Origin of the sequence: Streptomyces sp. NPDC056373, from assembly GCF_042262425.1 — a bacterium.
Classification (GTDB): Bacteria; Actinomycetota; Actinomycetes; order Streptomycetales; family Streptomycetaceae; genus Streptomyces.
The window spans coordinates 309,084-327,828 of the sequence record NZ_JBHJPX010000005.1 but is presented as its reverse complement, the minus strand read 5'-3'; the positions used below and the strand labels follow the sequence as shown (position 1 = coordinate 327,828).

The 18,745-nt window shown below is 72.2% G+C and carries 13 protein-coding genes; 10 read left to right on the top strand and 3 right to left on the bottom strand.

Going from position 1 to position 18,745, the window contains the following annotated elements; all coding sequences use genetic code 11:
• Position 1: 1 nt before the first annotated feature.
• Complete coding sequence (locus ACFCXS_RS12940) at positions 2-3,337, bottom strand: FtsX-like permease family protein (RefSeq protein WP_376643296.1); 3,336 nt, start codon at positions 3,335-3,337, stop codon at positions 2-4.
• Between the two features lie 137 nt (positions 3,338-3,474).
• Between ACFCXS_RS12940 and ACFCXS_RS12935 the strand changes: the two genes are divergently transcribed.
• The 3 genes from ACFCXS_RS12935 to ACFCXS_RS12925 all read left to right on the top strand — a co-directional run bounded on the left by ACFCXS_RS12935 (position 3,475) and on the right by ACFCXS_RS12925 (position 6,710).
• Entirely contained in the window at positions 3,475-4,206 is a 732-nt protein-coding gene (locus tag ACFCXS_RS12935) for an ABC transporter ATP-binding protein (protein WP_376643295.1), read from the top strand.
• Positions 4,207-4,219: 13 nt separating this feature from the next.
• Positions 4,220-4,954, top strand: a complete 735-nt coding sequence (locus ACFCXS_RS12930; RefSeq protein WP_376643294.1) for a VWA domain-containing protein — start codon at positions 4,220-4,222, stop codon at positions 4,952-4,954.
• Between the two features lie 100 nt (positions 4,955-5,054).
• Positions 5,055-6,710, top strand: coding sequence for a cytochrome bc complex cytochrome b subunit (locus tag ACFCXS_RS12925; protein WP_376643293.1), 1,656 nt, complete (start codon positions 5,055-5,057; stop codon positions 6,708-6,710).
• A 28-nt stretch (positions 6,711-6,738) separates the two neighbouring features.
• Here ACFCXS_RS12925 and ACFCXS_RS12920 read toward each other — a convergent pair whose 3' ends face one another.
• The gene (locus ACFCXS_RS12920) at positions 6,739-7,626 is read right to left on the bottom strand and encodes a hypothetical protein (protein WP_376643292.1); all 888 of its coding nucleotides are present in this window, start codon (positions 7,624-7,626) and stop codon (positions 6,739-6,741) included.
• 165 nt (positions 7,627-7,791) lie between these two features.
• Between ACFCXS_RS12920 and ACFCXS_RS12915 the strand changes: the two genes are divergently transcribed.
• The 5 genes from ACFCXS_RS12915 to ACFCXS_RS12895 all read left to right on the top strand — a co-directional run bounded on the left by ACFCXS_RS12915 (position 7,792) and on the right by ACFCXS_RS12895 (position 14,465).
• Entirely contained in the window at positions 7,792-8,142 is a 351-nt protein-coding gene (locus ACFCXS_RS12915; protein WP_376643291.1) for a chorismate mutase, read from the top strand.
• A 137-nt stretch (positions 8,143-8,279) separates the two neighbouring features.
• Positions 8,280-8,822 (top strand): two-component system response regulator, encoded by a 543-nt coding sequence (locus ACFCXS_RS12910; protein WP_376643290.1) that lies wholly within the window; start codon positions 8,280-8,282, stop codon positions 8,820-8,822.
• A 67-nt stretch (positions 8,823-8,889) separates the two neighbouring features.
• A complete protein-coding gene (gene pepN, locus ACFCXS_RS12905; protein WP_376643289.1) occupies positions 8,890-11,382 on the top strand; it encodes an aminopeptidase N in 2,493 nt (830 codons plus the stop codon).
• 279 nt (positions 11,383-11,661) lie between these two features.
• Positions 11,662-13,056: a pyridoxal phosphate-dependent decarboxylase family protein gene (locus tag ACFCXS_RS12900; protein WP_376643288.1), complete on the top strand. Its 1,395-nt coding sequence runs from the start codon at positions 11,662-11,664 to the stop codon at positions 13,054-13,056.
• Positions 13,053-14,465 (top strand): lysine N(6)-hydroxylase/L-ornithine N(5)-oxygenase family protein, encoded by a 1,413-nt coding sequence (locus ACFCXS_RS12895; RefSeq protein ID WP_376643287.1) that lies wholly within the window; start codon positions 13,053-13,055, stop codon positions 14,463-14,465. The genes ACFCXS_RS12900 and ACFCXS_RS12895 overlap by 4 nt, the downstream gene beginning before the upstream one ends.
• A gap of 13 nt (positions 14,466-14,478) precedes the next feature.
• On the opposite strand, the gene ACFCXS_RS12890 is transcribed toward ACFCXS_RS12895, so the two are convergent.
• On the bottom strand, positions 14,479-16,275 hold the full coding sequence (locus ACFCXS_RS12890) for a bifunctional metallophosphatase/5'-nucleotidase (RefSeq protein WP_376643286.1): 1,797 nt from the start codon (positions 16,273-16,275) through the stop codon (positions 14,479-14,481).
• A 162-nt stretch (positions 16,276-16,437) separates the two neighbouring features.
• Between ACFCXS_RS12890 and ACFCXS_RS12885 the strand changes: the two genes are divergently transcribed.
• Positions 16,438-17,154 (top strand): SIMPL domain-containing protein, encoded by a 717-nt coding sequence (locus ACFCXS_RS12885; RefSeq protein WP_376643285.1) that lies wholly within the window; start codon positions 16,438-16,440, stop codon positions 17,152-17,154.
• 165 nt (positions 17,155-17,319) lie between these two features.
• The gene (gene pyk / locus ACFCXS_RS12880) at positions 17,320-18,741 is read left to right on the top strand and encodes a pyruvate kinase (protein WP_376643284.1); all 1,422 of its coding nucleotides are present in this window, start codon (positions 17,320-17,322) and stop codon (positions 18,739-18,741) included.
• Positions 18,742-18,745: the final 4 nt, after the last annotated feature.

The following is an 18,745-nucleotide window of genomic DNA, read 5'->3' as shown; positions in this document are numbered from 1 at the left end:
GTCAGTCCTCCCCCTGGTGGCGCAGCGCGACCGCCGGATCGGCGCGGCGCAGCGCCGACACGACGATGATCAGCAGCAGCGGGGCGGCCACCCCCGCGAGGAGCAGGGCCACCCGCGCCACCGGGAGTTCCACGAGGACGGGCGGGACCGGCCGTGCCGCGTCGGAGGTCAGCACGATCAGCGGGACGACGGCCCGGGTCAGGACGGTGCCGAGACCGAGACCGGCGAGCAGCCCGGCGCCGATCAGCAGGCTCTGTTCCGTCGCCACCAGCCGGGCCAGATCCCGGCGGGGCGTGCCCAGGGCGCGCAGCACCGCGAACTCCGCGGACCGCTCCCGCCGCGCACCCGCCGCGCTCACCGCGAAGCCCCCGGCGGCCAGGGCAGCGGCGGCCACCGCCACCGCCGTCAGCGCCGAGCGCGGGCCCGCGCCCAGCGGGTCCCGCAACAGCTCCTCGGCGGTCTCGTCCCGTACCAGCACCTGCTGGTCCTCCAGGTCGGGGCGCGCCCGCAGCGCGACGGCGACCTCGGCGGCCTTGCCGGGGGCGGCGCTCACCCACCACTCGGTGGGGGCGAGCGGCGTGGCGGCCCGCCGGTCCAGCACGGCGTCGACGGCCCGCAGGTCGAGCAGCAGCGCCCCGCCGCCCACGGCCTCCCCGTTCGGCCCGGCGGCGGTGGTCGGCAGCGCCTCCACCGCCCCGACGATCCGCACCCGCAGCTGCTCCCCGGACAGTGGTACGTCGATGGTGTCGCCCGGCCCGGCCCCCGCTGCCCGCAGGAAGTCCCGGGTGGCCACGGCGGTGAGCGTGCCCGGTGCCCCGGCCCCGACGGTGGCGACACGGACGGAGTACAGCGGGGGCGTGTTGACGTTCTCGTCGGGGTCGGCGCCCGTGCCGTACGACACGGTCAGCAGCGCGCTGCCGGACACGGCGGGCCGCACGCTCCCACGGGCCAGGGCGGTGCCGTTCTCCGTCAGGATCCGGCTGCCCCGCCAGCGCGTCGCGGCGGGCGCGGGGACGGGCCGCGCGGCACCGTCGGAGCCGGTGGCGAGCAGTCGTTCGACAGTGAACCGGTGCTGTTCGGGGCGGCCGACGGGAGAGGTGTCGTCGAGCTGGACCCCGGTCAGCCGCAGTGGCCCGGCCGGGGCGGCGCGGCGGCCGGTCGCCGTCACGTCCAGGTCGAGCGAGATCCGGTGCACCCGCCCGTCCACCGGAACCTCCCCGGCGCCCATCCGGTACGCGATGCCGTACCGGTCCTCGACGACCGCCGTGAGCTGCGGCGCACGACCGGAGGGGGAGCGACCCGTCCGGGCCCGCAGGTCGGTGATCCGCACGTCGAGACCGAGCCGCCGGGTGCCGTCGGGCAGCCGGACGGCCCGGTCCTCCTTCCGCGCGGGAGGAGCCAGGGACCGCAGCAGCCTCGCCGGGGACTCCTCGGCGAGATCGCCGCGCATGAGCATTCCGGCCCCGGCTCGGGCCGTGTCCAGGGCGAGGACCGTCGCGTCCCGGTCGCCGGACAGGCTCAGCGAGGTGCGGTGCGCGGGAGCGGCGTCCCCGGCCCCGGGCAGCCCGGTGTACAGGCCGGTCTGCCCGGGACTGCCCGGCCTCTGATCGAGGACCCGTACCGAGGCACCCGCCCGGAAGTCGGCCTGGTCGTCCTGCGACCGGTCCCAGGACGCGCCGTGCCCGATGGCCAGCATCCCGGTCGCCACGGCGATGACCAGCAGCAGCACCGGACCCGCCCCACGCAGCGGACGCCGGCTGAACTGCCAGCCCGCCAGCGCCGCCGGCAAGCCCCGCCCGCGCGAGGAACGCCGCTCGGCGAGCCGGGCGGCGAGCGGCAGCAGACGCAGCGTCAGCACGGTGCCCGCCAGCAACGCCAGCGCGGGCGCCGCGACCAGCAGCGGATCGATGCCCAGCCGGCCCGCGCGGTCGAGGCTGAGCACCCCGCCGCCGGTCGCGTCGGTCTGCCGTTGCAGCTGCCAGTACGCCACTGCCGCGATCAGCAGCAGCGCGACATCGGCTCCGGCGCGCAAGGGCGCGGCCGTCGTGGCGGCGCGCAGCCGGCGCAGCCGCACCGGCGTGCCGGCCGTCGCCGCCAGCGCGGGCGCCACGACCGCCACCGCGCACCCCAGCGCCACACCGCCCGCCACCAGCCAGACCCGGCCCGACGGGGCGGTGTCCAGCCGCAGCCCGATCCGGTCGAGCGAGGACCAGCGCGCCGGCAGCCGGGTCAGCGGACCGGACAGCAACGCGGCACAGACCGCGGCCGGCACCGCCAGCAGCAGCGCCTCCAGCGCGGCGAGCCCCGCGATCCGGCCACGCGAGCCGCCCCGGGCGCGCAGCAGTTCGGTCTCACCCGCGCGCTCACCGTCGAGCAGCCGGGCCACCAGCAGCAGCGCGTACCCGGCCAGCAGGACCAGCTGCACGGAGACGATCGCCAGGGTGGACCGGGCCACCAGCAGGGTCCGCTCGGTCCGCTCCAGTACCTCCGGCAGCCCGTTGCGCACGCTCGCCTCGCCCCCGAGCGCCGGGCTCGTGCGCAGCGCCGCGGCCGCGCGCAGGGCGTCCGCGCGGAGCGCGCCGATGCCGCCGGTGGTGAGGGTGCGGTAGTCGGCCGTCGCCACCCAGCCGGTGGTGTCCGCGGAGGCGCGGCCGGAGGTGAGCACCGAGGCCTCGGCCAGCAGCGGACCGTAGGTGGTGAAGGACACGGTGCGTACGCCCTGCCCGCCCACCGTGTCCGCCTGCCAGTAGGGATCGGTGCTGTCGGCCGCCCGGTACACCCCGGTCACCCGCACCCGCAGCGGTGCGCCGCCCAGCCGGTCGGTGAGCTTCAGGCGGGCCCCGGGCCGCAGCTTCAGCCGGTCGGCGGCCGCCTCGGGCAGGGCGACGGGCACGGCGGCTGCCCGGCCCGCCGGTGCCGGGCCGGGCAGCGCGCCCGAGACCAGCCGGATCCGGGACCGGTCCAGGGCGGCGAGGTGCGTCAGGTCGGGCTGCCCGGCCCGGGCGTCGGCGTCCCGCAGGGACCGGGGCAGCGCGTACGGCCCGGACCGCTCCAGCCTCCGCACGGTCACCGGCAGCCCGCCGAAGACCTCCCGCGCCCCGCGCACCACCGCCCGGTGCGCCGCGTCCCGCCGCTCCCGGGGCACGTCCGCCTCGACGAAGAGGGAGGCGGAGAGCGCGGACCTGCCGGCCAGGGTGCCGCGCAGCGCCGCGTCCCCGACAGAGCTGGAGAAGGCCGTGAGGGCGGCGAGCACCGAGGTGGTCAGCAGGGCGGCGAGCAGGGCGGCCGTGAGCAGCAGCCGGTGCGCGCGCAGGCGCAGCAGCAGTAAGCCCGTCACTCTTCCCCCACCGATGCGCGAGCCGCTTTTCCCCCAACCCGGCATGCATATCACGGAGTTACCGGCCCGGCACATGAGTGCGAAGCCGCCGTGTCCGGCCCTTGACCGTCCGGGCCCGTCCCGTATGGGATGCGGTGATGACCGAGAACACCAGCCCGGGGTCCGGTGCCGCCCTCGCCGACGACGCGGCCGGAGAACCCATGCTGCGGGTGGCGGACCTGCACCACTCCTACGGCACCGGGGCCGCGGCCGTACACGCACTGCGCGGGGCCTCCTTCACCGCCCGGCGCGGCGAACTGGTCGCGCTCAAAGGCCGCTCGGGCTCCGGAAAGTCGACGCTGCTCCATCTGATCGGCGGTCTCGACACCCCGCAGCGCGGCCGGATCGTCGTGGCCGGCACGGACCTTTCGGCGCTCGGCGAGAACGCGCTGCTGGAACTGCGCCGGGACCGGATCGGTTTCGTCTTCCAGTCCTTCGGCCTCATCCCCATCCTCACCGCCGCCGAGAACGTGGGCGTGCCGCTGCGGCTGCGCCGGACCGCACCGCGCGAACGGGAGGAGCGGGTGGCGATGCTGCTGGCCCTGGTGGGACTGGCCGGACACGAGACACAGCGGCCCGCCGAGCTCTCCGGCGGACAGCAGCAGCGGGTCGCCATCGCCCGGGCCCTCGCCAACCGCCCCGCCCTGCTGCTCGCCGACGAGCCGACCGGCCAGCTCGACGCGGCCACCGGCCTGACGGTGATGGAGCTGCTGCGCGCCGTGGTCCGCAGCGAGGGCGTCACGGCCCTCGTCGCCACCCACGACCCCCAGCTCCTCGGCCTGGCCGACCGGGTGCTGGAACTGAGCGACGGAGTGGTCGTCGAGCAGTGAGAGGATGCGGCCCATGGTCGCGATCAGTCTGAGCAAGGTCCAGGAGACCGCTCCCGCGCTGGTGAACCTCTACAAGAGCGCCGGGGTGTCCCTCGCGAAACACGGGCTGGACGGGCTGCGGGCCGCGGTCTACCTCGTGGTCGACCACTCCGGCTCGATGAAGCCGTACTACAAGGACGGCAGTGTGCAGGCGCTGGCCGACCGGGTGCTCGGGCTCTCGGCGCACCTGGACGACGACGGCACCGTGCCGGTCGTGTTCTTCTCCACCGATGTCGACGCCGAGACCGAGATCGCCCTGGCCGGCCACCAGGGGCGGATCGAGCGGATCGTGGCCGGGCTCGGGCACATGGGCAAGACCAGCTATCACCTGGCGATGGACGCCGTGATCGACCACTACCTCGACAGCGGCTCGACGGCGCCCGCCCTGGTGGTGTTCCAGACCGACGGCGGGCCCATCAACAAGCTCGCCGCGGAACGCTACCTGTGCAAGGCGGCGAAGCTGCCGCTGTTCTGGCAGTTCATCGGGTTCGGCGACCCCGGCAGCAAGCAGTTCGACTTCCTGCGCAAGCTGGACGAGCTGGCCGTGCCGGGCAAGCGGGTCGTCGACAACGCCGGGTTCTTCCACGCGGGACAGGACCCCCGGACGGTCCCGGACGCCGAGCTGTACGACCGGCTGGTGGGCGAGTTCCCGAAGTGGCTCGTGGCCGCCCGGGCGCAGGGCATCGTCAGGGACCCCGGCAGCGGCTGACCGGCCCCTGGCCCCTCTGGCCCAACCGCTCGCACGCCCCGTTTGCACGGCTGCCACGCCGTGCCACGCTGGGAAGGATCCGACGGGGAGGCGACGACGTATGGGCGACGACGGCGCACGACCGGTGTACGGGACCGACTCCGCTCGCAGGAGGCCTCCGGCCGGCAAGGGCGAGAAGCTCGCCGACTGGGCCGACGGACGGCTCGGGCTCTTCGCCCTGGCCAGGGCCAACATGCGCAAGGTCTTTCCGGACCACTGGTCCTTCATGCTGGGCGAGGTCACCCTCTACAGCTTCGTCGTACTGATCCTCACCGGCGTCTACCTCACCCTGTTCTTCGAGCCCAGCATGCAGGAGGTCGCCTACAACGGCTCCTACACCAAGCTCAACGGCGTCCTCATGAGCAAGGCGTTCGAGTCCACGCTGGACATCAGCTTCGACGTACGCGGCGGGCTGCTGATCCGGCAGATCCACCACTGGGCTGCGCTGGTCTTCATCACCGGCATGCTGGTGCACATGATGCGGGTGTTCTTCACCGGAGCCTTCCGCAAGCCCCGCGAACTGAACTGGCTCTTCGGCTGGACCCTGCTGCTGCTCGGCATCATCACCGGCCTGACCGGCTACTCCCTCCCCGACGACCTGCTCTCCGGCACCGGCATCCGCTTCGCGCAGGGCGCGATCCTGTCGATCCCGATCGTCGGGACGTACCTGTCGTTCTTCCTGTTCGGCGGGGAGTTCCCGGGCGAGGACATCATCTCGCGGCTCTATCCCGTCCACATCCTGCTGCTGCCCGGGATCATGCTGGGCCTGGTCACCGCCCATCTGATCCTGGTCTTCTACCACAAGCACACCCAGTTCCCCGGCCCCGGACGCAAGGAGCGCTCGGTCGTCGGGATGCCCTTCCTGCCGGTCTACATGGCCAAGGCCGGCGGCTTCTTCTTCCTCGTCTTCGGCGTGCTGGCGGTGATGGGCGCGGTCGCCCAGATCAACCCCGTGTGGGCCTTCGGCCCCTACCGCCCCGACCTGGTCACCACCGGCGCCCAGCCCGACTGGTACCTGGGCTTCTCCGAAGGCCTGATCCGGGTGATGCCGGGATGGGAGATCAACCTCTGGGGGCACACCCTCGTCCTAGGCGTGTTCATCCCCTTCACGCTCTTCCCGCTGATCCTGCTCGCCCTCGGCCTCTACCCCTTCCTCGAGGCGTGGATCACCGGCGACAGACGCGAGCACCACATCCTGGACCGGCCGCGCAACGCGCCCGTGCGCACCGGCCTCGGCGTGGCCTGGCTGACGCTGTACGCGGTGCTGCTGATCGGCGGCGGCAACGACATCGTCGCCACCCATCTGCACCTGTCCATCAACGTGATCACCTGGTTCGTGCGGATCGGCGTCTTCGTGCTGCCGGTCGCCGCCTTCGTCGTCACCAAGAAGATCTGCATGGGCCTGCAGCGCCGCGACCGCGCCAAAGTGCTGCACGGCAGGGAGACCGGCACCGTCAAACGGCTGCCGACCGGCGAGTACACCGAGGTCCACGAGCCCCTCACCCAGGGCGAGCTGTTCACGCTCACCCAGCACGAGCAGAACCCGCCCTACGAGATCGGGCGCGAGGTCGACGCAGGGGGAGTCCGCCGCAAGGTCAAGCGGTCCGAGCGGCTGCGCGCCCGGCTCGCGAAGGCCATGTACGGCCCCGACGCGCGGATCGAGAAACCGACCGTGGAGCAGTACCGGCAGATCACCGGCGGCGACCACCCCCACTGACGGCGGCCGGGGCCGGTTTCACGCGCCCCTACGTATCGCACTCCAGCACGCTCCGGCACAGCGCGCACCGCGCCCTCACCCGCCCCCGCACCGGCACCCTGATCCGCTGATGGCACGTGGGGCAGGGGAACGACACCCGCAACCGCCCGCCCCCGTCGGGCGAGAACGCGTACGGCACCCCCGGCTGCTGCGGGCCCGCCACAGCCTGCCGCCGGTCCCGGGCGTACCGCCGCCGGCCCGCCCATCCCGCCGCCGTCAACGGGGGCTGCCGCTCGTCACGGCGAGCCAGCTCCATCCCCTTCGCGTACGCCGTGTACGCCTGCGCACTGGTGAACCACACCGCCGGGTCCTCCCCGAAGGCCAGCGCCCGCTTGGCCAGCACGTACCCGAACTCCTCCGGTGTGAGATACCCCAGCTTCTGCGACGACGCCCCGTCCTCCCGGTACGCGTCCAGCAGCAGCCACCCCGCCCCCAGGTACGTCGTCACCGTGTCCGTGAGGATCTCGTTGTCCCGCACGCCCGGGAAGGACAGGTCCAGGCGGTGCAGGTACACGTGCGTCACCTCGTGCGCGAGGGCCGCCCCGATGTCCCGCCGATGCGTACGGAACCGGTCGTTCAGCTCCACGAAGTACTCCGGCCCGGCCGCGAGCTCCACATTCGCCGCGTGCCGCATCTCCCGGAAGCTCACCACCAGCCGGGCATCCGGCAGCCGGTAGTGCCGCACCAGCTCGTGCGCCACCCGCTGCACCCCCAGATACAGATCGTCGGTGTCGCAGAACGCCACGTCGACGGGGAGCACACTCGTCGCGAACGTCCGGACGGTGTCGTACGACAGCCGCCTGTACAGCGCCGTGACGGCGGCCCGCACCGTCTCCAGATGCGGGTAGCCGTGCTCGACCGGCCCGTCGTTCGCCACGCCACACCCCCAGGACGCCCTGAACCCGGTTCCACTGTACGAGGACGCGCCCCCTCCGGGCGCCGCCGGCGGCCACGGCGGCATCCGCTTCCACAGCGAACTCTTACCGCCGAGGGATGAGACGGCCTTCGGCCGGCCGGTGTGATCCCCGTAGGCTGACGCCCCATGACCACCAGCAACACCGGTTCCCGTGACGCCGACCCCGCCGTCCGCGAAGAGCTCGCCCGGCTGCGCGACAGCATCGACAACATCGACGCCGCCGTCGTCCACATGCTCGCCGAGCGCTTCAAGTGCACCCAGCAGGTCGGCCACCTCAAGGCCCGGCACCAGCTGCCGCCCGCCGACCCGGCCCGCGAGGCCCGCCAGATCGCCCGGCTGCGCGCCCTCGCCGAGAACGCCAAACTCGACCCCGCCTTCGCCGAGAAGTTCCTGAACTTCATCGTCGCCGAGGTCATCCGCCACCACGAGCGCATCGCCGACGAAGCGCTCAACGGCGCCGCCCCGGGCGGCAACTGACGTCGCGCACGCCCCGGGGGAGTGACACGGCGGCCCGCTCGGGGCATGCTGCGCTGTACACAGCATGTCAGCTGACGAGCACTGCGCGTCAGCGTCCCGGACTACTCTGGTCCTCCACGAGGGAGGGGCGTGGGGCCATGCCGCCGGATACCAGGATCCTGATCGTCGACGACCACGAGGACACGCTGTACGCGCTCGAAAGCGCCCTGGCCCCGCTGGGCCACCGGCTCAGCCGGGCCACCAGCGGCGACGAGGCACTCAAGGAGGTGCTCCGCGGCCAGGTCGGCCTGCTGCTGCTCGACGTGCGCATGCCCGGCGTCAGCGGACTGGAGGTCGTGCGCTACATGCGGCGCGTCGAGCAGACCCAGCACATCCCCGTGATCCTGCTCACCGGCTTCGGCGCCGACCACGAACTGACCACCACCGCCTTCCGGCTCGGCGTCGCCGACCTCGTCATGAAACCCGTCGACCCGTGGGCCCTGCGCACCAAGGTCCGCTACCTCTACGACGCCCACCGGCGCCATCTCGCCCTGCAGAGGGAGGTGCAGCGCCTGCGCGCCCTCGCGGGGGAGCACACCGAGACCTCCGCACACCCCGCGCTACCGCATCCCGACGCGCACGTGCCCACCCAGCGCCCCATGGGGGCGCACGCCGGGGAGCTCGAAAAGGACCGCACCTAGACCGGACATTGGGCACGTACCGATCCGCCTCTGTGCCGTGACGACGCCATCAGGCAGCATGTCTCGCATGTCCGTACTGACGCGCGACGAAGCGCAGACCCGAGCAGAGCTCCTCGACGTCCACCACTACACGATCGAACTCGACCTGACCGGCGGCGACGAGACCTTCGGCTCCCGCACCCTGATCAGGTTCGCTGCCCGCGTGGACGGGGACACCTTCGTCGAGCTCAAGCCCGCCGAGCTGCGCTCCGTCACCCTCGACGGACACCCCCTGGACCCGGAGGCCCTCGACGGCAACCGCCTCGCCCTGCCGGGCCTCACCGCCGGCGAGCACGAACTGCACGTCGACGCGGCGATGCGCTACTCCCGCACCGGCGAGGGCATGCACCGCTTCACCGACCCCACCGACGGCGAGACCTACGTCTACACCCAGCTGTTCATGGACGACGTCCAGCGCGTCTTCGCCGCCTTCGACCAGCCCGACCTCAAAGCTACCTTCGAACTGTCCGTGACGGCCCCGCAGAACTGGACCGTCCTCGCCAACGGCATCACCGAACAGGCCGACGGCGTATGGACCGCGGCCCCCACACCGCTCATCTCCACCTACCTGGTCGCCGTCGCCGCCGGCCCCTGGCACTCCGTGCGCACCGAACACCGCGGCCTGCCCTTCGGCCTGCACTGCCGCCGCTCCCTCGCCCCCTACCTGGACGCCGACACCGACGAACTTTTCGACGTCACCCGCGCCTGCTTCGACCGCTACCACGAGAAGTTCGACGAGCCCTACCCCTTCGACTCCTACGACCAGGCGTTCGTCCCCGAGTTCAACGCCGGCGCCATGGAGAACCCGGGCCTGGTCACCTTCCGCGACGAGTTCGTCTACCGCTCCGCCGTCACCGACACCGAACGCCAGACCCGCGCCATGGTCATCGCCCACGAGATGGCCCACATGTGGTTCGGCGACCTCGTCACCCTCAAGTGGTGGGACGACATCTGGCTGAACGAGTCCTTCGCCGAGTACATGGGCTACCAGACCCTCACCGAAGCCACCCGCTTCACGGACACCTGGACCGACTTCGGCGTCACCCGCAAGTCCTGGGGCTACGACGCCGACCAGCGCCCCTCCACCCACCCCGTCGCCCCCGAGGCCGTCGACGACACCGCCTCCGCACTGCTCAACTTCGACGGCATCTCCTACGCCAAGGGCGCCAGCGCACTGCGGCAACTGGTCGCCTGGCTCGGCGAGAAGGACTTCCTCGCCGGCATCAACGCCCACTTCGCCCGGCACAAGTACTCAAACGCCACCCTCGCCGACTTCATCGACAACCTCGCCGGCGCCACCGACCGCGACGTCCACGCCTGGGCCGACGCCTGGCTGCGCACCACCGGCGTCGACACCCTCACCCCGCGCGTCACACCCGGCGAGCACGGCACCTGCGCCCTCACCGTCGACCGCGCCGGCAGCCGCCCGCACCGCATCGCCGCCGGCCTCTACGACCGCGACCTCGGCGACGACGGCGGCCAGCTCGTCCTGCGCGAACGCCTCCACCTCGACCTCCCGCACACCGAGGCCCACCCCATCGGCAAGCGGCCCGCCCTGCTCCTGCTCAACGACGGCGACCTCACCTACGCCAAGGTCCGCTTCGACCCCGAATCCTTCGAGACCATCCGCAAGGACCTGTCCGGACTGCCCGAACCGCTCACCCGCGCCGTCGTCTGGAACGCCCTGCGGGACGCCGTCCGCGACGGGGAACTCGCCCCCGCCGCCTACCTGGAGACCGCCCGCGCCCACCTCCCGCTGGAGACGGACCTCGCCATCGTCCAGGGCGTGCTCGCCTTCGCCGCCACATACATCGCCGACCGCTACCTCACCCCCGAGGAGCGGCCCGCCGCCCTCGCCACCCTCTCCGAACTGTGCCGCGACCTCATCCGCCGCACCGAGGACGGCGACAACCCCGGCCTTCGCCTGATCGCCGTACGCCACCGCATCGACGTGGCCGTCCACCCCGACACCATCGCCGCCTGGCTCGCCGACGGCACCGTACCCGGCGGCCCCGAACTCGACCCCGAGCTGCGCTGGCGCGTGCTCGCCCGGCTGGCCGTCCTCGGCGCGACCGACGAGGCCACCATTGCCGCCGAACTGGAACGCGACCCGAGCGCCACCGGCCAGGAGGGCGCCGCCCACTGCCGCGCCGCCCTGCCCGACCCCGAGGCCAAGGCCCGCGCCTGGGAGGCCATGTTCGGCTCCGACGGCCTGTCCAACTACCTCTTCACCGCCACCGCCCGCGGCTTCTGGCAGCCCGAACAGGCCGACCTGGTGCGCGAGTACGTCGGCCGCTACTACGCCGACGCGGTAGCCGTCGCCGACCGCCGGGGCCCCGCCATCGCCGACGCCGCCGGCCGCTGGGCCTTCCCCGCGCACGCCGTCGACACGGACACCCTCCGCCTCGGCGAGGAATGCCTGCACGCCGCCGCCCCCATCCCGGCGCTCCGGCGCAAGCTGGTGGACCAACTGGACGACCTGGCTCGGGCGCTGCGGGTTCAGCGGGCCGAGGAGAAGTAGGGGAGGCAGGGCTGCGGCCGGCGGCAGTTGCAGCCCCCTGGCCTGGACGCCGGGCCGCCGCCCTGCCCCCTGGCCTGGACGCCGGGCCGCCGCCCCGCCCCCTGGCCTGGACGCCGGGCCGCCGCCCCGCCCCCTGGCCGGGGCCACACGGTCAGCCTCGGGAACCGAAGCCCGACGGCCGTGCCGCTTCAGCCGGTTTCGGTTACGGGAGATACCTCCACCCGGGTCGTGTCGTTGAGCCGTACGGGCGCATCGCCCCGCGCCCCGGAGGTCAGCCCCATGAGCACGCCGCCCCTCGCCTCAGGCCCCGAAGGCCCCCGCGCCCTGCGGACGTTGCTCGACACCGTCCTCCAAGCGCTGGACACCGGCGCCCGGGCCCGGGGCGGGCCGCTGCCGACGGGCGGACCCGGCGCGGTCGCCGCCCGCCTGCGGGAAGCGGTGGGGGAGCTCCTCCCCGAGCAGGGCGACCCCCACGCGCTGCACACCCTGGTCCGAGCCTTCGCCGAAGGCGCCGCCGACCCCGCCCACCCCCTGTGCGCGGCCCACCTGCACTGCCCGCCCCTCGCCGTCGCCACCGCCGCCGACCTCGCCGCCTCGGCCCTCAACCCCTCCCTCGACTCCTGGGACCAGGCCCCGGCGGCCTCGGAGCTGGAAGCCCTGACAACGGTCGCGCTGGCCAGAGAGATCTACCCGGACACCGACACCGCCGACGCCCTCGTCACCACCGGCGGCACCGAAGCCAACCAACTCGCCCTGCTCCTCGCCCGGGAAGCGCACGGCGGATCCGTCCGGCTCGTGTGCGGGACCAACGCCCACCACTCCCTGCCCCGCGCCGCCTGGCTGCTCGGACTGCCCGAACCCGTCCTCGTACCCGCCCCGGGCGGCACACTCGACCCCGACGCGCTCGACGAGACCCTCACCGGCCTGCCCGGCCCGCTGCTCGTCGCCGCCACCGCCGGCACCACCGACGCCGGACGCATCGACCCGCTGCCCGAGATCGCCGCCCGCTGCGCCGCCCACGGCACCCGACTGCACATCGACGCCGCCTACGGCGGAGGCCTCCTCTTCAGCGACCGGCACCGCGCACACCTCACCGGACTCGACGCCGCCCATACCGTCACCCTCGACCTGCACAAACTCGGCTGGCAACCGGTCGCCGCCGGCCTCCTGGCCGTCCGCGACCCCCGCGACCTCACCGCCCTGCGGCAGCACACCGACTACCTCAACGCCGACGACGACACCGAAGCAGGCCTGCCCGACCTCCTCGCCCGGTCCCTGCGCACCACCCGCCGCCCCGACGTCCTCAAGCTCGCCGTCACCCTCAAGACCCTCGGACGCAGCGGCCTCGGCGCGCTCGTCGACCAGGTCTGCGCCCACGCCCGGGAATTCGCCGCCCTCGTCGACGCCCACCCCGGCTTCGAACTGCACGCCCCGCCCGTCATCAGCACCGTGCTGTTCCGGCCCACGGGCGCCACCGACGCCACCGTGGCCGCCGTACGCCGCGCGCTGCTCACCGACGGCCGCGCCGTCCTCGGCCGGGCCCGCCTCGACGGCCGGCTCTGGCTCAAGGCCACCCTCCTCAACCCCGCCACCGGGCCCGACGACCTGGCCGCCCTGCTGCACCTCGCGGCAGCGAGCCGAGCCACCCTCGTGGAAGGACACACCCCCCGATGAACCCCGCACCGACCCCCGACCCCGACGCCCCCCGCGACCTCGTCGGCATCGGCATCGGCCCCGCCAACCTCTCCCTCGCAGCCCTCGCCCACCCCCTCGGCGGCCTCGACACCGTCTTCTACGACCAGAACCCCGCCTTCGGCTGGCACCCCGGCCTGCTCATCGAGGGCGCCACCCTCCAGGTCCCGTTCCTCGCCGACCTGGTCTCCCTCGCCGACCCCACCAGCCCCTGGACCTTCCTCAACTACCTCAGGTCCCGCGAGCGGCTCTTCCCCTTCTACTTCGCCGAGCGCTTCCACATCCACCGCGCCGAGTACGACGCCTACTGCCGCTGGGTCAGCGAGAACCTCCCCGGGCTCCACTTCGGCCACCAGGTCGACGCCGTCCGCTGGAACCCCGAACGCGACGTCTTCGAAGTCGACTTCACCCAGCTCGACAGCGACGGAGAAGCAGAAGCCCTCGGCCGGACCTACACCCGCGACGTCGTCCTCGGCATCGGAACCGAGCCCTACGTCCCCGACCCCCTCAAGCCCCTCGTCGAGGCCCCCGGCGTGCCCGTAGTGCACGCCGCCGACTACCTCGACCACCGTGCCGCCCTGCTCGCCGCCGAACACGTCACCGTCGTCGGCATCGGACAGTCCGGCGCCGAGGTCTTCCTCGACCTGCTGCGCAACCGGCCCGCCGGACGCGAGAAACTGCACTGGCTGGGCCGCACCGAGGCCTTCGCGCCCATGGAGTACTCCAAGCTCGGCCTGGAGCACTTCACCCCCGACCACACCCGCTACTTCCACGCCCTGCCCGAATCCACCCGCGACCGGCTCGTCGCGGGCCAGTGGCAGCTGCACAAGGGCATCGACGCCGCCACCATCGCCGCCGTCCACGACGAGCTCTACCGCCGCACCCTGCACGGCGGCTGGCCCGACGCCGTCCTCACCCCCGGCGTACGGGTCCGCACAGCCGGACGCGTCGCCACGACCAAAGTGGAACTCCACCTGGAGCACGACCTGCAGAACAGCCGCTCCCGCCTCACCACCGACGCCGTCGTCCTCGCCACCGGCTACCGCGAACGCCCCCTCGACCGGATCCTCGCCGGCCTCGACCCCTACATGCGCCGCGACAACAAGGAGCGGCCACGCATCGACGAGGACCACCGGCTCGTCCTCGACCCCTCCGTCACCGGCACGGTCCACGTCCAGAACGCCGAGACCCACACCCACGGCGTCGGCGCCCCCGACCTCGGCCTCGCCGCCTGGCGCAGCGCGATCATCCTCAACTCCCTGACGGGCAGGGAAGCCTACGCACTCCCGCGCCGCACCGCCTTCACCACCTTCGGCCTCACCCAGCGGGCCCACGTCCCGCCGCCCCGCGAGGCACCGGCACTGACCCCACTCGTCGACGACCGAAGGTGACGAAGCACGCGGCTCAGAACACGGGCGTGCCGTTCCGCGTGAGCTTCCAGTCCACCCCCGCGAACGCGGCCGGGTCGATCGACCCCTTCGCCTTCACCCAGGCGATCATGGTGTTGCGGATCTCCTCCGAGTTCGACCACAGCACCTGGGCCGCGGCGACATGCGGGAAGTTACCACCGCCGTTGGCCCGGTAGTTGTTCACCGCGAACACGAACTTCGCGTCGTCCGCGAGCGGCTGCCCCCCGAACCGCACGTTCGTCACCCGCGACCCGGCCGGCTTCGCGATGTCGATCTCGTACGACAGACCGCTCACCACGTCGTAGTTGTAGTCCGGCGTGCCGTTCGCATTCGTCAGCTTCGCCGGATCCACCGGGGCGTCCGGCGCGGTCTGCACGTAGTAGTTCGCCGAGAACTCCAGGTACGCCTTCATCTGCGCGCCCGTCATCAAACGCGCTTCCAGCGTGTTCTCGAAGACGTACAGACCCGCCACGTCCCGGATCGTCACCTGCCCCGCCGGGATCCGCGCGCTGCGCGAGAAACACGCCGCCTGCGACAGCACCGGCAGCGCGGCGTACTCCGTGCCCGCCAGCGCCTGCTTCACCGTGTCCGCCTGGATGTGGTTGATCAGGTCGATGATCGGCACGTCCCTGTACGGCGCCTCGGCCGACGTCATCTCCGCCGCGTTGGTGCCGATGACCTGGTTGACGTACGCCACGACCTTCTCGTGCTCGTCCGTGAGCAGCTTCGTGATCTTCGGGTCCTCCTCCACTGTGTTGGAGTTCAGGACCTTCGCGCCGACCTTCTCGACCTTCCAGCAGCCCTTGTCGAAGACCAGCTCGAAGTCGAACAGCGTCAGCCGCTGTCCCCACTTCAGCGGCTCCGACAGCACGACCTTCTTGCCGGTCTTCTTGTTCGCGACGAAGTACTCGGGGATCTCCGTGTGCGCGTGCCCGACCAGGATCGCGTCGATGCCCGGCACCTGCTCGGCCACCAGAGCCGCCGCGTTCTCGATGTACGGCAGCTGGTCACCGTAGGACGACGTCCCCGACGAACCACTGTGCGCCGACACGATCACGACGTCCGCACCCATCGAGCGCAGCTTAGGCACCCACTTCGCCGCCTGCTCCTCCAGACCCGGGAACGTCATCTTGCCCTGCACGTTCGCCTTGTCCCAGATCGCGATGCCCGGATTGGTCAGCCCCAGCACCGCCACCTTCACGTCCCGCCCGTGCGGCGTGCGCAGCCGGTGCATGCTGTACGGCGCGAACGCCGGCCGCAGCGTCTTCGCGTCCAGCGCGTTCGCGCCCAGCAGCGGGAAGTCGCACTGCTGCTCGAACTTGCGCAGCACCGGGATGCCGTAGTTGAACTCGTGGTTGCCGAGCGCCGCCGCGTCGTAGCCCATGGCGTTCATCGCCTGCGCCATCGGGTGCACCGGGCCGCCCTTGGCGGTGATCGGGTCCACCTTGGCGTAGTAGTACGACAGCTGCGTGCCCTGGATGGTGTCACCCGCGTCGATCAGCAGCGTGTTGCGGCGGCCCTTCTCCGCACGGACCCGGTTGACGAGGGTGGAGACCTTGGCGAGGCCCACGTCGTTGTGGTCCTTGTCGTCGAACTCCTTGTCCGTGAAGTAGTCCCAGTTGAAGACGTTGCCGTGCAGGTCCGTCGTCCCCAGCACCGTGAACGCGTACCGCTTCGCGCCCCGCTTCGCCTCGGCCGCCTGCGCACCCGGCGCCGAGACCGCACCGGCCAGCGCCACCCCCGCCCCGGTCACGGCGGACTTCTCCAGGAACTTCCGGCGGTTCAACGGCATGTCTGGCTCCCCTGCGGAATCTGTGAACGACGCGCGTAGATAACGCGCGTAGATTCTGACCCGTCCATGACCGGCCGCAACAGACCCGGCAGGTTGCGATCTGATGACTCGACCCCGCGATCCCCGGCCGCCAACCAGCCCAGACATGACAGAGTGGGGCGTATGACCGCGGCCACCCCAGACGCCTCCCCGCCCGCCGTCCCCTACGGCACACCCGAGGCCCCCCGCATCGCCGTCCGCGGCGAAGCCCGCCTCGAAGTCGACCCCGAGATCGCCCGCATCGGCATCACCGTCGCCGCCCGCGGCCGCGACCGCCGCTCCGCACTCGACGACCTCACCCGCCGCAACGCCGGCGTCCTCGACCTCGTCAAGTCCTACGGCGACGCCGTCGAACGCCTGGAGACCGGAGCCATCTCCATCACGCCGGAACTCACCAAACACGGCCGCGGCGAACGCGTCCGCACCTACCACGGCAGCGTCCGCGTCACCGCCGAGCTCACCGACTTCACCGCCCTGGGTGAACTCACCACCCGCCTCGCCGACCTCGACCTCACCCGCGTCGACGGCCCCTGGTGGGCCCTGCGCCCCGACTCGCCCGCCCACCGCGAAGCCCGCAAGAAGGCCGTGCACGAAGCCGTCCAACGCGCCCGCGAGTACGCCGAAGCCCTCGGCACCCGCCTCTCCGCCCTCGTCGAACTCGCCGACATCGGCGCCGAAAGCGCCCCACCGGCCTACCCCCAGGCCCCCGGCCGCATGCGCTCAGCGGCCTACGGAGGCGCCGCCGAGGACACCCCCGCCCCCCTCGACCTCGAACCCCAGCGCCAACGCGTCCAGGCCCAGATCAACGCCCGCTTCACCATGGTGCCGCCACGGCTGTAGGCCTTCCCGCAGGCCTGTTACCGAAAATCCGGCCGAATTCCCCATGCGCTCATCGGAGCGCCCTGCCGCACAATTCAACACTTGTCAATAACGCTTCACGCAAAGTCTGTTGAGCGGCCATGCCCGACCAATTCACTACCGGCCGGTAGCTCATAGGCTCCTTTCATGCGCCGAGCAAAAATCGTCTGCACCCTAGGACCCGCCACCGACTCGTACGACCGGATCAAAGACCTGGTCGACGCCGGAATGGACGTAGCCCGCTTCAACCTCAGCCACGGCGGCCATGCCGAACACGAGGAGCGCTACCACCGGGTCCGCAAAGCAGCCGACGAGACCGGCCGCAGCGTCGGCCTCCTCGCCGACCTCCAAGGCCCCAAGATCAGGCTCGGCCACTTCACCGAAGGCCCCGTACTCCTCGAACGCGGCGACACCTTCACCATCACCGTCGAAGAAGGCGTCGAAGGCGACGGCCACATCTGCGGCACCACCTACGCCGGCCTCGCCGCCGACGTCACCACCGGCGAACGCATCCTCGTCGACGACGGCAAGGTCTGCCTCAGGGTCACCTCCGTCGACGGCCCCCGCGTCCACACCACCGTCCTCGAAGGCGGCGTGATCAGCGACCACAAGGGCCTCAACCTCCCCGGCGTCGCCGTCTCCGTCCCCGCCCTCTCCAAAAAGGACGAGGACGACCTCCGCTGGGCCCTGCGCACCGGCTTCGACGTCATCGCCCTGTCCTTCGTCCGCTCCGGCCGCGACATCCAGGACGTCCACCGCATCATGGACGAGGAAGGCCGCCGCCTCCCCGTCATCGCCAAAATCGAAAAACCCCAGGCCGTCGAAACCATCGACGACATCGTCGCCGCCTTCGACGGCATCATGGTCGCCCGCGGAGACCTCGGCGTCGAAATGCCACTCGAACAGGTTCCGATCGTCCAGAAACGCGCCATCAAACTCGCCAAACGCAACGCCAAGCCGGTCATCGTCGCCACCCAGATGCTCGACTCGATGATCGACAACGCCCGCCCGACCCGCGCCGAAGCCTCCGACGTCGCCAACGCCGTCATCGACGGCACCGACGCGGTGATGCTCTCCGGCGAGACGAGCGTCGGCAAACACCCCGTCGAAACGGTCCGCACGATGGCCCGCATCGTCGAAGCGGCGGAGGAGGACATCCTGGCGAAAGGCCTCCCGCCCCTGACCGAACACAACAAACCCCGCACCCAGGGCGGCGCGGTCGCCCGCGCGGCCGCCGAGATGGGCGACTTCCTGGGCGCCCGCTTCCTCGTCGCCTTCACCCAGTCCGGCGACACCGCCCGCCGTCTCTCCCGCTACCGCTCCCCGATCCCCCTCCTCGCCTTCACCCCCGACCAGGCGACCCGCTCCCAGCTCAGCCTCACCTGGGGCGTCGAGACCTTTCTCGGCCCGTGCGTCGACACCACGGACGCGATGGTCGACCAGGTCGACGAGCTCCTCCTCCGCTACGGCCGCTGCCGCCCCGGCGACACGGTCGTCATCACGTCCGGCTCCCCGCCCGGCGTCTCCGGCTCGACGAACATGGTCAGGGTCCACCACATCGCGGAGTAGGTGC